The following is an 11,717-nucleotide window of genomic DNA, read 5'->3' as shown; positions in this document are numbered from 1 at the left end:
CTCGCCTATAAGTTTATAAGAAGTCTATTAAATGAGATGAGAGATGCAATGAACAGTAAAATTCTTTTAATGTTACAACTACAAAATCAATTAAACGATGCTACCAATGGTGAAGAGTGGACTAAAGGTCTTACAAAAAACAATAAAGTGATCAACTGGAGACGCTGTATATATATGGAGTGTGCAGAGATGATTGACAGTTTTTCTTGGAAACACTGGAAAAACATATATCAAGAACCGGATTGGGATAACCTACAAATTGAAGTAGTAGATGTATGGCATTTCATCATGTCTTTGGCGATAGAGAATTACGATCAAGAGATGAAGGGCGGTATCGAAGATATAGCTATGATGATCTCAGAGCTTGAGAGTCTTCAAACAATAGAAAATAGTGACTCTGGAGAGTTTGCATTAGATAGTGCCGTGATGCAAAAAGTTGAAGAGATAATGAGTATTGCATTATCTAGAGAGACTTTAGCACTAGATACTCTTTTAGCCGACTTCTTTGAACTAGTAAGTATGAGCGGATTAAATTTAGATACATTGTATCGCCTCTATGTAGGGAAAAATATCTTGAATCAATTCCGTCAAGATAATGGTTATAAAGATGGCACATATATTAAAGTATGGGGAAGTGAAGAGGACAATGTCGTCATGAAACGTTTATGGGAAGAAAACCCTGATCTTAAACCTGATGCCTTATATAAAGAGTTAGCGAAAGCATATCACGCTTTTGTAAAGTGATTTTATTTGGATAATATCTTAGAGATTCAAAATTTAGAGTTTGGGTATAGTCGGGACAATATCTTATTTTCCGATCTCAACCTCTCTTTAAAAAAAGGGGAGTTCAAATCCATTACAGGTGCAAGCGGTGCAGGTAAAAGTACCGTATTTGAACTTATTCTCGGGAATCTCAAACCTCTGAAGGGAAGTGTAAAAACGAGTAGAATCTCTCAGGTATTTCAAGACCCGTATAGCTCATTTCATCCCAGCTATACTATTATCAATCAGATTAAAGATGTCGCACCTCTTGATGAGTTACAAGGCTATTTAGATATATTACAGCTTGAGAGTGAACTTTTAGAACAATTACCACATAAACTCTCAGGGGGACAACTGCAACGTGCTTCAATACTCCGCGCAATGTTAATGAAGCCTGATCTTTTACTTTTAGATGAACCCACATCGGCTTTAGATAATGTGATTCAGTTAGATGTAATGCAGATGCTAATAAAACACCTTGATAAGATGGGGATGTTACTCATCACACACGACTTGGATTTGGCTCAGTGGTGCAGTGATGAGATTATTAAGATTTAAAAAAGTGGTTCACTAAATAGTAGCCGCTTCCCGCCATTAAAATAGTACCAAAAAGATTAAGTGCTATATTTACAAAAGCAAGAGCAAAGCTGCCACCTTGAAGCAGTAAAAAACTCTCCATTGCAAATGTTGAATAGGTTGTAAGAGCTCCGAGTATCCCCGTTGAGAGAAATGATTTAAAAGCTACGGGAAGAGATGAATAGAGAAAATAAGCTACTAAACACCCCATTATAAAACTACCTAAAAGATTTACACCCAAAGTACCAAAAGGAAGATCATGAGGTAGTTTATGCGAGATTACACCGTTTAGGTATGCTCTTAGAACCGCTCCGATAAAACCGCCGCTACCTATTGCCAGTAGCGTTTGCCAACTCATCATCGTAAACCTTTTGCATAGTATCGTGGAGATTATTTAACCAATCAGGATCGCTTTTGTCTGCAATAAATGGCTCTAAAAAAACTACCTTGATATTTTTAGGCATATAGTAAAAAGTTTTGACATCATAACACCCTGCAGTATTTACTAAAACGACAGGTTGTACTTTTAGTTTGTACTTGTCTGCAATAACTTTCGCACCCGCTTTAAAAGGAAGCATTCTCTTTGTACGTGAGCGTGTACCTTCAGGGAACATAGTAATAACTCTCTTTTTTGAAAGTCTGTCTTTCGTCGCTTTTAAAAGTTTTACAAGAGAGGTCTTGCTTTCACGCTCTATCTCAATATCTTCGGGAAGTCTCATAGCAAGACCGAAGAAAGGAACGTGAAAAAGAGCTTTTTTAGCTACCCAAGCAAGGTCTTTTTTTGTTGTAGTTTCCATTACGCCGATATCGAGGTCACTCTGATGGTTAACCAAAAACATTTGTACATCTTCAGCCTCTTCACCTTTAATTGTAGTGCGGAAAAAAGTAGTTACACGGATAAACCAAGATGAAATCTTTCTAGGGTAGGGTCTTGGTAGAATAAAGTGGAATAATATTGATAAGGCTAGAGCGGTAAATATTATAATTGTTGCAAATAACCAATTAATATGCGCAAGTATCTTCATTTTTAACCCAACCTATTTTTTCGTTTTCTAGTCTAACTTTTATATAGTTTTTAACACTTCCCTCTTTGAGAAGATATTTTTGATTTTCCGTAATTTCGAAAATTGTTCCATTGTCTACCGGAAGTAGGTGGATAGACGCATCTTTTTTTATACAAATCTCTTGTTGCGGTGTAGCTATGAAGTAGATATATCCTAATGGGAAAATAACTAAAATTAAATAGATATATTTTTTTCTCCATAAGATCAAAATTACAAGTAGTAATGCAACCGCTATAGCTATATACATTTTTACTTTTTCATGTGATTGATTTTGCGGTTTGAGATCTGTTTGTGTCGCTACACTGTCATCATCTACAATAATAGGAATCTCAATGTCTATAAACTTATTTTCAAGGAGGTTAAAATATGAAAATGTAAATGTTTCATATTTCTTATCAATTACTACAAAGTAAGTGATTTTTCCATTTTTAAGAGATTGTTGTAAAGACTCTTGTCCCTGTTTATAGACATTTTCAAACTCCATAGCATTAAGCATAGAGTTCTGAGCTGTTGCGCTAAATACTATAATGTTATGTTTGTTGTCATAGCTTGTTGTTTTGTAGTTTTTTAAAGAGAATTCATCTGCAATAACATGTGAAAAATCTCTTTGGGGATTAAGTGTAATAATGTTTAACTTATCCCCTTTGATTGTAGTAGAATCATACTCTTGAGAACTTACAAGATATGCTTCGATATCTGGGAGCTTTGCTCTGCTAGATGTAAGGTAGAGTTTAAAAGTATCGTAATAAAACTTCCCCTTTTTTACTCTGTAGGGTACTTTATTTAAAACACGAATACCCTTATGATCGCTAAATTCGTATTTTATATCGCTAAAATCTTTGACGGTAGAGAGTGTTTTCACCGTCACATCAAAGATTTGCCCTTTTATCACTCTTTGGGGTACTTCATCATAGCTAAAGTAGATTACTTTGTTTGCAAATAAAGCACTAGTAATGAGAGAGAGGATAAAAAGTAGTCTAACGATCACGACTCTAAAAATCCTTCTAGCATTTTAACACCGTCATCGCTACCTAGAACTGCTTCCATAGCACGCTCAGGGTGTGGCATAAGACCAAATACGTTTTTGTTTTTATTACAAACACCGGCAATAGAAGCTACACTTCCGTTAGGGTTTTGTACATTACCTTCTGCATCTGTATATCTTAAAAGAATTTGACCGTTTTCTTCAAGCTCTTTAAGTCCGTCTGCATCAATGTAGTAGTTTCCGTCATGGTGTGCAATAGGTATATTTACAACATCACCGTTATCAAGCTTTTTCAAAAATGTATTATCGTTGTTTTCAACTTTTAGGTGATGGTGTTTTGAAATAAAATGAAGGTTTTCATTTCTTTTAAGTGCACCCGGAAGAAGTCTAGATTCTGTTAAAACTTGGAAACCGTTACAGATACCTAAAACTTTTCCACCTTTGTCAGCATACTCTTTTACAGCTTGCATAACAGGTGAAAATTTTGCAATAGCACCACTTCTTAAGTAGTCTCCATAAGAGAATCCTCCAGCAACAACCAATAGGTCTGTGTCTGCCGGAATTGATTCTGACTTATGCCAAACGATCTCTGTTTGTGCACCTAATTTTTCAAATGCATACTGTGTATCATATTCACAGTTTGTACCTGGAAATTGTAAAATTGAAACTTTCATTATACTAGCTCGATCTCGTAATCTTCAATAACAGTGTTTGCTAAAAGCTCTTCGCACATTTTAGTAACATCAGCCATAGCTTTCTCTTTATCAGTCTCTTGAAGTTGTAATACTATTTGTTTCCCAACACGAACATCTTCTACACCGTTGAAGTGTAATGAACCTAATGCATGATGTACAGCTTTTCCTTGAGAATCTAATACACCTTGTTTTAAAGATACGTTTACAATTGCTTTCATTCTTTCTCTTTCCCTTGAATTTATTTGTTTAATATACGGTTTAGTACTTCTTCGTAAGCTACTTTTAGTCCACCTAAACCTTGACGGAATCTGTCTTTATCCATTTTTTCACCAGTTTCGGCATCCCAGAAACGACAGTTGTCCGGTGAAATTTCATCAATAAGGATGATGTTCCCATCAGAGTCTTTACCAAATTCAAGTTTGAAATCAACTAGGTTAAGACCTTTTGTCGCAAAGTAAGGTTTTAGTACATCGTTTACTTGTCTAGCCATTCTGCGAAGTTTGTCTAATTCATCTTGATAATCTACAAGACCTAAGATAAGTGCATGTTGATCGTTAAGTTTTGGATCGCCTAACTCATCGTTTTTATAGTCAAATTCAACTAAAGTAAACGGTAGAACTTTTCCGTCTTCAATTCCAAGGTTACGTGAAAGTGAACCTGTAGCGATATTTCTTACAATTACTTCTATTAAGATAACATCAGCTTTTTTATGAAGCATATGGTTGTCATCTAACATTTCTACAAAGTGAGTAGGGATCTTGTTCTCTGATAAAATTTTAAATAACTCAGTAGAGATCTTATTATTTAGTGCACCTTTTCCAGCTTCACTAGATTTTTTCTCACCATTAAATGCTGTTAAATCATCTTTAAATTCAGATATCACTAAGTTAGCATCTTCAGTAGACCAGATTTTTTTCGCTTTACCTTCATAAAGAAGTTCTTTTTTTTCCATGTTAAAAATTATCCTTTCGTAATTATAAGAGCTCTTAAAATATCAACACCAGTTTTGAGTTGATTATCTTTGTTTAACATTTCTGGCGTAATTATATCTTTTTTATCTTTTTCTTTAGCTTTGTCGGCAGATTTTTTTCCATCAACTTTTTCTAACTCTTGTTCGAGGTGTTTTTTGAGATCTGCTTCTTTAATTGCAAACTCGTTTTTATGTGTTTTTAACTCACCCGGTAATGCGGTAATGTCAGGTGTCACACCAACTGCCTGGATAGTTCTTCCGCTTGGAAGGTAATATCTTGCAATTGTAAGTTTAATTGCCTCTTCCTCTGTAATTGGAAGTACAACTTGTACACTCCCTTTTCCAAAAGTATTTTCACCGACTAAAACGGCACGTTTATGGTCTTGAAGAGCACCACTTACGATCTCACTTGCACTAGCACTTCCGCCGTTGATAAGAACAACCATTGGGACATCAGTTAATGTAGAAGAGCGAGAAGCTTTATATACTTTGTCTTCTCGTTTATCTCTCCCTTTTTGAGATACGATGTTTCCGTCATTTACAAAAATATCCACTAACCCTACAGCTTGATCTAAAAGTCCTCCCGGATCATTTCTAAGATCTAGCACAATCCCTTTTGTAGTACTTTTTCTTGATTTGATTGCTTTTGTAACATCTTCAACTACTTTTTTATCAAAGCTTGAAACTCTGATATATAAGATATCTTCACCGACAGTTTTTGAATGAACTGAATCTATAGTGATTTTTCCGCGAACGATATGTACAGCTATCGGTTGTAGCTCATCTTTTCTAACGATTGTAATGTCGATAGGGTCTCCAACTTTTCCTCTCATTAGTGAAACAGCTTCATCAATAGTCATTCCAAGTGTTGACTGCTCGTTTATTTTTAAGATAATATCGCCTGCTTGGAGACCGGCTTTATCTGCCGGAGTATCATCAATAGGTGCGATTACCGTAAGTGCACCGTCTTTCATACCTACAGTAATTCCCAGTCCACCAAACTCACCGTCTGTTTGCACTTTTAAACGTTTATAGTCTTTTTGCGTCAAATAGTTTGAGTGTGCATCTAGGTTTTTCATCATCCCGTCAAGTGATTTATCGATGAGCTCCTCAATCGTAACATCGTCAACATTGTATTGCTCAACTATCGAGATAACTTTTGTAAACTTAGCGAGTGCTTCAAGTCTTGATGTCTCGGCATCTTTTTTTGTCGCCTCTGCAAAAAGTGAGCTTGAGAGTAAGAGCGATAGTGAAACAGCTATAGAGCTAAATCCAAGGGTGAAAAGTTTTTTGTTTTTCATGATGATTACCTAATTTTTATGTAGTTGATTTGAAAGTGGATATTATACCAACTCTTATTAAATGGTAGTTTAAAAATAATTATATATAATGTCGAAAGAAAATGGCTGTAGCTTTATATAAAGGTGAATTTTACAAGAATGAAAAATATTGTACTTATTGGTTTTATGGGTGTTGGTAAAGGGAGCGTTGCTCGTGAAGTTATCAAACATTCTGATTATATAGCTATGGATACTGATGATCTTATTGAGAGTATGGAAAATAGAAAAATTAAAACTATTTTTGAAATCGAGGGTGAAGAGTATTTTAGAAAAATAGAAAAAAAAGTTGCTAAATGGTTGGAAGAGAGTGTTAAAAACACGCTTATATCTACAGGCGGCGGATTTTATAAACAAAAAAACATCAAAAAAATAGGTACAATTGTTTTATTGGATTCCCCTTTTGATGAAATAATCCAGCGTATAAAAGAGCATCCAAATGCAGCTAAAAAGTTTAAAAAAAGACCTTTACTGCAGGACCTGAAAAAAGCTAAAGAACTGTATGATTTACGTCGTCCCGAGTATTTGAAATTGGCTGACGTGGTAGTAGACGTAACAAATAAACCGGCACACGAGTGTGCAAAAGAGTTATTGAAGAAGGTGAAAAAATTATGAAAAAGTTATTAATTATAATGATGCTTTTAAGCGGATCTCTTTTTGCAAACGAGATCAACTGGGCACAAGATTTTACAAGCGGTGTAGAAACAGCAAAAAAGGAAAACAAGCCTGTTTTATTTGTTTTTTCAAGACACTCTTGTAAATACTGTGTAATTTTAGAAAAAACAACTTTTTCAAACAAGCAGGTTATTGATGCTTTAAACAAAGATTTTGTCTCTATTATCGCGTATAGTGATGAAGGGGATAGATTTCCTCAAGAGCTGTGGAGACCGGGAACACCGACACTTTGGTTTCTAGATGCAAACGGACAACCGATGTACCAACCTTTAATGGGTGCAGTTGGAGAAGAGTACTTTTTAGAAGCATTAAAAGTTGTAAAAAAAACATTTGATACAAATAAATAAGGCAAAATAAAATGATGTTTATAAATTCAAAAGATGGTGATTTTGAGGCTAATTTCCAAGAGCTTTTAGGGCGTGGAAAAATGGATATTGCGACAGTTAGCAATATAGTAATGAATATAATTAACGAAATTAGAACAGATAAAAATAAAGCTTTAAAAGAACATATTAGCAAATTTGATAAATGGACACCGGCAAGTGATGAAGATTTACAAATTTCTACAGAGTCTATGGCTAAAGCGTATGAAAATTTAGATAAAAAGTTAAAAGATGCTCTTCACTTGGCATATGACAGAATTAAGTCTTATCACCAAAAACAAAAACCAAAATCTTGGTTTGATGATGAAGCAAACGGTACAATACTCGGACAAAAAGTAACACCGGTTGACAGTGCAGGGCTTTATATCCCCGGTGGTAAAGCGGCATACCCGTCATCACTTCTTATGAATGTTATCCCGGCACAAGTTGCGGGTGTAGAAGAGATCGTAGTATGTACACCGACACCTGATAACGAACCAAATGAACTTTTACTTGCAGCTTGTCACTTATGTGGTGTGACAAAAGTGTTTAAAGTTGGAGGTGCTAGTGCAATTGCTGCTATGGCATACGGGACTGAAAATATTCCAAAAGTTGATGTAATTACAGGTCCGGGAAATATCTTTGTAGCAACTGCTAAAAAGATGGTTTTCGGTGATGTAAATATCGATATGATTGCAGGACCGAGTGAGATAGGAATCTTGGCAGATGAGAGTGCAAATCCTAATCACATGGCGATTGACCTTTTATCTCAAGCAGAACACGATGAGATGGCTAGTTCTATTTTAATTACTCCGTCACAGAAACTTGCAGATGAAGTAAAAGTAGAGATTGAAAACTGGTTACAAAAACTTCCTCGTCAAGAGATTGCTAGAAAATCTATTGAAGAGCGTGGAGCGATTATCGTAACATCTGATATGGATGAAGCTATAGATTTAATGAATCAAATAGCACCTGAACACTTAGAGGTAGCTACTATGTCACCGTTTGAACTGTTACCGTTTATTAAACATGCAGGTGCAATCTTCTTAGGACACAACACTCCAGAAGCGATAGGAGATTATGTAGCAGGTCCAAACCATACATTACCTACCGGTGGTACTGCGAAGTTTTATTCACCGCTAGGTGTAGAGAATTTTATGAAAAAATCATCTATAATCTCGTTTAGTTCAAAAGCTATTAACGAGATAGGTGAAGAGTGTGCTTTAATCGCAAATACTGAAGGGTTAACTGCACACGAACAATCTGTAAGAGTTAGATTAAAATAGGACAGTAGTTTTGCCAAAATTTACATCATTATCATTAAGTCAAGCCCAAGAAAAGGTTATAGAGGTAATAACGCCTAAAACCGAATCATTATTTGTTCCAACAATGGAATCTGAACAATCAATCTTGGCTACTGATATATATGTAAAGAAAAACTTACCATCTTTTGATAACTCTGCAATGGACGGATTTGCATTTTTACACTCAGATAAAGGGAAAAAACTCAAAATCGTATCTACTGTTTTTGCAGGAGAGGCACATGAGTGTAAAATAAAAGAGGGTGAATGTTGTAAAATCATGACGGGTGCTAAAGTTCCCGAAGGGATTGATACAATAGCTCCTATTGAAAACTGTAGCGATGTTACAGCTGAGAGCGTAGTTGTTCCTGAAAATATCAATCTAGGTGATAATTTAAGAAAAAAAGGGGAAGAGCTAGAAGCTGGTGAAATTTTATTTCACAAGGGTGAAATTGTAACAGCTGCCCATATAGCTCTTTTAGCCTCTCAAGGGATAACTACCATAGAGGTTGTTGCTCCTTTAAACATCGCCATTGTATCAACAGGTGATGAACTTAAAGAACCTTGGGAACAGGCAAACGAAGATGAGATCTACAATGCGAACGCTTTTGGTATTAAATCTCTTTTACAACAGTTTGGATTTAAAGCCTCTTATATCGGCTCTATTCCAGATGATCTGGAGCAAACAATTCAATTCCTTTCTACATTAAAGTCTTACGATGTTGTTATCACAACAGGCGGTATCAGCATGGGCGATGCAGACTTTTTATACCAAGCATATGTAGCTAACGGTTTAGAATCTATTTTTCATGGTGTAAATGTAAAACCGGGCCGTCCAACTATGATGGGTAAAATGGGAACAACTTTAGTAATGGCTATGCCTGGAAATCCGTTAACAACTATGTTAAATGTATTTACACTTTCAATTCCGGCACTTTTTAAAAAGCAGGGTGCTACTAATTGTTACCATACTCCACTCTATGCAAAAAGTGCTAAAGAGCTAAAACTTAGAAGCGGAAGAGATAACATGGTGTTAGGATCTTTGGAAAACGGTATTTTTACCCCTACAAGAGATAATAAAATAGGCTCAGGAATGTTGTCTCCTTTAGTTGAAAGCAATGCAATCGCATATTTTGCAGATAATGTAGAAGAGTTACACAAAGATCAATTTATCAAAATCGTTTTATTAGAAGATATAACTCGAGCTTATAAGATAAATTCTATAAACTTTTAATAGTTTAGTTAAAAAAATTATTTAAGTTTAAAATTACCCACTTCCAAATATATCTCAAAAAAATCACATAAATTTATTTTTTATTTAAGGTTACTTAGTTACTATATTTACAGTAAAAAGAGTCCCTATACCCGTATATAAGGGCTTCTTTTAATCTTAATTAGTCTTGGTTATAAATATTAAACTAGCCGTATTTGGTCAAAGGAGAATATATGCAATTAGGTTTCCTAGTTGATTTGCATCTATGTATGGGATGTAAAGGTTGTGAGATCGCATGTAAAGTGGAAAATGAGGTTCCACTTAGTACATGGAGATTACGTGTTAAATATGTAGACGTTGGGACTTTCCCAGAAACTAAAAGAACATTTACACCTCTAAGATGTAACCACTGTGAAAATGCTCCATGCGAGAGAATTTGTCCGGTAAGTGCGTTACACTACTTAGATAATGGAATTGTTAACATTGATAAAGAAAGATGTATCGGTTGTGCAGGTTGTGTAATGGCTTGTCCATATGGAGCGATCTATATCGATCCACAAACACAAACAGCTGATAAGTGTACATATTGTGCTCACCGTATCGCTTCTTCAATGATGCCAGCGTGTGTTGTTGCATGTCCAGTTCAAGCAAATATCTTTGGTGATTTAGATGATCCAACATCAAACATCTCTAAATATATTCAGTCTCACCAAGGTGATGTTCAAGTTCGTAAACCTGAAAAAGGTACTAACCCTCATCATTACTATACTGGTGGTGGAAACGTTACTCTTAACCCACTTGCTTCAAAAAGAGAAGAGGGACATAACTTATTCAATAATATCACTAAACTTCCACTAGGAGGGCATCACTAATGGTACATGAAACTTTAGCAGCTACAAACGCTGTAGTAACTTTGGACGTAGCTTTACCGGATATCTTTTGGGGTTGGTATGTTACTATGAATATGTGGGCGAAAAGTATAGGTACTGGTTTGATCTTTATGCTTTTCCTATTAATGAAGAAAAATGCAAATGAGATGGAAGGTTTAAGAACTTCTACACTTATCGTATCGTTCGTATTTATGAATATCTTCTTACTATTCACATGGTTAGACCTTCACCAAATGTGGAGAATGTGGCATATTTTCGTATATCCACACTGGACTTCTGCAATTACAGTTGGTGCATGGATGGCTACACTGTTTGTTGGTTTAGAGTTCCTAATGATCGTTGTTATGCTGTTAAGAAACAACACAGAAGCATTTGACAAATTATTATTCTGGGTAACTTTACTTGCTATCCCTGTTACGCTATATACTGCTGGTATTATGGCAGAAGCTACAGCTCGTGAATTATGGCAAATGCCAACTGAGTCTGCACAAATGATTTTAGCAGCTACACTATCTGGTTCTGCAGCTATGATCTTAATCGGTGGATCTAAATTAAGTGATGAAACAAGAAGATTTTTCGGTGCTGTACTTGGATTAAGTGCATTAATGGCATTTATTATCTATATGTCAGAGTATATCTTCGGTTCAATGAAAGCTGAAGAAGTTGCTGCAATTATTGATTATGTTAAAGGTCACGGTGAATATGCAACTATGTTCTGGATTGGTCAATGGACAGCATATATCTTACCAATGTTACTTGTAGCATTAAGTAGAGTAAATAACTCAACTGCTATGTTAAATTTAGCAGCAATTTTAGCAATCGCTGGGTTATGGGTTGTTAAACACGTTTGGTTAGTAATACCACAATTATTACCGTTAAGTTAAGAA

15 protein-coding genes are annotated in these 11,717 nt (G+C 35.4%); 8 read left to right on the top strand and 7 right to left on the bottom strand.

Annotated features, from left to right (window positions below; genetic code table 11):
* Nucleotides 1–48 precede the first annotated feature (48 nt).
* Both QWY88_RS03770 and QWY88_RS03765 read left to right on the top strand, forming a co-directional pair.
* The gene (locus tag QWY88_RS03770; protein ID WP_304544243.1) at nucleotides 49–744 is read left to right on the top strand and encodes a dUTP diphosphatase; all 696 of its coding nucleotides are present in this window, start codon (nucleotides 49–51) and stop codon (nucleotides 742–744) included.
* Between the two features lie 6 nt (nucleotides 745–750).
* A complete protein-coding gene (locus tag QWY88_RS03765; protein WP_304544241.1) occupies nucleotides 751–1,320 on the top strand; it encodes an ATP-binding cassette domain-containing protein in 570 nt (189 codons plus the stop codon).
* Here QWY88_RS03765 and crcB read toward each other — a convergent pair.
* The 7 genes from crcB to QWY88_RS03730 are packed head-to-tail and all read right to left on the bottom strand — an operon-like array spanning nucleotide 1,310 to nucleotide 6,353.
* Nucleotides 1,310–1,696, bottom strand: coding sequence for a fluoride efflux transporter CrcB (crcB, locus tag QWY88_RS03760; RefSeq protein WP_304545296.1), 387 nt, complete (start codon nucleotides 1,694–1,696; stop codon nucleotides 1,310–1,312). The genes QWY88_RS03765 and crcB overlap by 11 nt on opposite strands.
* Complete coding sequence (locus QWY88_RS03755) at nucleotides 1,665–2,363, bottom strand: lysophospholipid acyltransferase family protein (RefSeq protein ID WP_304544239.1); 699 nt, start codon at nucleotides 2,361–2,363, stop codon at nucleotides 1,665–1,667. Before QWY88_RS03755 ends, crcB begins: the two co-directional genes overlap by 32 nt.
* Nucleotides 2,341–3,390 carry a hypothetical protein gene (locus QWY88_RS03750; protein ID WP_304544237.1) on the bottom strand — a complete coding sequence of 350 codons (1,050 nt, stop codon included), beginning with the start codon at nucleotides 3,388–3,390 and terminating at the stop codon, nucleotides 2,341–2,343. Before QWY88_RS03750 ends, QWY88_RS03755 begins: the two co-directional genes overlap by 23 nt.
* Nucleotides 3,387–4,061: a phosphoribosylformylglycinamidine synthase subunit PurQ gene (gene purQ / locus QWY88_RS03745; protein WP_304544235.1), complete on the bottom strand. Its 675-nt coding sequence runs from the start codon at nucleotides 4,059–4,061 to the stop codon at nucleotides 3,387–3,389. Before purQ ends, QWY88_RS03750 begins: the two co-directional genes overlap by 4 nt.
* The gene (purS, locus tag QWY88_RS03740) at nucleotides 4,061–4,300 is read right to left on the bottom strand and encodes a phosphoribosylformylglycinamidine synthase subunit PurS (protein WP_304544233.1); all 240 of its coding nucleotides are present in this window, start codon (nucleotides 4,298–4,300) and stop codon (nucleotides 4,061–4,063) included. Before purS ends, purQ begins: the two co-directional genes overlap by 1 nt.
* A 20-nt stretch (nucleotides 4,301–4,320) precedes the next feature.
* The gene (purC, locus tag QWY88_RS03735) at nucleotides 4,321–5,034 is read right to left on the bottom strand and encodes a phosphoribosylaminoimidazolesuccinocarboxamide synthase (protein WP_304544231.1); all 714 of its coding nucleotides are present in this window, start codon (nucleotides 5,032–5,034) and stop codon (nucleotides 4,321–4,323) included.
* 8 nt (nucleotides 5,035–5,042) lie between these two features.
* A complete protein-coding gene (locus QWY88_RS03730) occupies nucleotides 5,043–6,353 on the bottom strand; it encodes a S41 family peptidase (protein WP_304544229.1) in 1,311 nt (436 codons plus the stop codon).
* Between the two features lie 138 nt (nucleotides 6,354–6,491).
* Here QWY88_RS03730 and QWY88_RS03725 point away from each other — a divergent pair, with 138 nt between their 5' ends.
* The 6 genes from QWY88_RS03725 (at nucleotide 6,492) to nrfD (ending at nucleotide 11,714) form a co-directional block, all read left to right on the top strand.
* Complete coding sequence (locus tag QWY88_RS03725; protein ID WP_304544227.1) at nucleotides 6,492–7,004, top strand: shikimate kinase; 513 nt, start codon at nucleotides 6,492–6,494, stop codon at nucleotides 7,002–7,004.
* On the top strand, nucleotides 7,001–7,411 hold the full coding sequence (locus tag QWY88_RS03720; protein ID WP_304544225.1) for a thioredoxin family protein: 411 nt from the start codon (nucleotides 7,001–7,003) through the stop codon (nucleotides 7,409–7,411). The genes QWY88_RS03725 and QWY88_RS03720 overlap by 4 nt, the downstream gene beginning before the upstream one ends.
* Before the next feature lie 11 nt (nucleotides 7,412–7,422).
* Nucleotides 7,423–8,712 carry a histidinol dehydrogenase gene (gene hisD / locus QWY88_RS03715; RefSeq protein ID WP_304544223.1) on the top strand — a complete coding sequence of 430 codons (1,290 nt, stop codon included), beginning with the start codon at nucleotides 7,423–7,425 and terminating at the stop codon, nucleotides 8,710–8,712.
* A 10-nt stretch (nucleotides 8,713–8,722) separates the two neighbouring features.
* Complete coding sequence (locus QWY88_RS03710) at nucleotides 8,723–9,961, top strand: molybdopterin molybdotransferase MoeA (protein ID WP_304544221.1); 1,239 nt, start codon at nucleotides 8,723–8,725, stop codon at nucleotides 9,959–9,961.
* A 212-nt stretch (nucleotides 9,962–10,173) separates the two neighbouring features.
* The gene (locus QWY88_RS03705) at nucleotides 10,174–10,812 is read left to right on the top strand and encodes a 4Fe-4S dicluster domain-containing protein (protein WP_304544219.1); all 639 of its coding nucleotides are present in this window, start codon (nucleotides 10,174–10,176) and stop codon (nucleotides 10,810–10,812) included.
* Nucleotides 10,812–11,714, top strand: a complete 903-nt coding sequence (nrfD, locus tag QWY88_RS03700) for an NrfD/PsrC family molybdoenzyme membrane anchor subunit (protein WP_304544217.1) — start codon at nucleotides 10,812–10,814, stop codon at nucleotides 11,712–11,714. Before QWY88_RS03705 ends, nrfD begins: the two co-directional genes overlap by 1 nt.
* Nucleotides 11,715–11,717 lie beyond the last annotated feature (3 nt).

The organism is Sulfurimonas sp. hsl 1-7, from assembly GCF_030577135.1.
Taxonomy (GTDB): domain Bacteria; phylum Campylobacterota; class Campylobacteria; order Campylobacterales; family Sulfurimonadaceae; genus Sulfurimonas; species Sulfurimonas microaerophilus.
This window is presented reverse-complemented; position numbering and strand designations above follow the sequence as displayed.

Excerpts from the sequence above, each read along its gene's own strand:
- crcB (WP_304545296.1), bottom strand. The coding sequence starts at position 1,696 with ATGAGTTGGCAAACGCTACTGGCAATAGGTAGCGGCGGTTTTATCGGA.
- hisD (WP_304544223.1), top strand. The coding sequence starts at position 7,423 with ATGATGTTTATAAATTCAAAAGATGGTGATTTTGAGGCTAATTTCCAA.
- purC (WP_304544231.1), bottom strand. The coding sequence starts at position 5,034 with ATGGAAAAAAAAGAACTTCTTTATGAAGGTAAAGCGAAAAAAATCTGG.
- QWY88_RS03770 (WP_304544243.1), top strand. The coding sequence starts at position 49 with ATGAACAGTAAAATTCTTTTAATGTTACAACTACAAAATCAATTAAAC.
- QWY88_RS03725 (WP_304544227.1), top strand. The coding sequence starts at position 6,492 with ATGAAAAATATTGTACTTATTGGTTTTATGGGTGTTGGTAAAGGGAGC.
- QWY88_RS03705 (WP_304544219.1), top strand. The coding sequence starts at position 10,174 with ATGCAATTAGGTTTCCTAGTTGATTTGCATCTATGTATGGGATGTAAA.
- QWY88_RS03730 (WP_304544229.1), bottom strand. The coding sequence starts at position 6,353 with ATGAAAAACAAAAAACTTTTCACCCTTGGATTTAGCTCTATAGCTGTT.
- QWY88_RS03755 (WP_304544239.1), bottom strand. The coding sequence starts at position 2,363 with ATGAAGATACTTGCGCATATTAATTGGTTATTTGCAACAATTATAATA.
- QWY88_RS03720 (WP_304544225.1), top strand. The coding sequence starts at position 7,001 with ATGAAAAAGTTATTAATTATAATGATGCTTTTAAGCGGATCTCTTTTT.
- purS (WP_304544233.1), bottom strand. The coding sequence starts at position 4,300 with ATGAAAGCAATTGTAAACGTATCTTTAAAACAAGGTGTATTAGATTCT.
- nrfD (WP_304544217.1), top strand. The coding sequence starts at position 10,812 with ATGGTACATGAAACTTTAGCAGCTACAAACGCTGTAGTAACTTTGGAC.
- purQ (WP_304544235.1), bottom strand. The coding sequence starts at position 4,061 with ATGAAAGTTTCAATTTTACAATTTCCAGGTACAAACTGTGAATATGAT.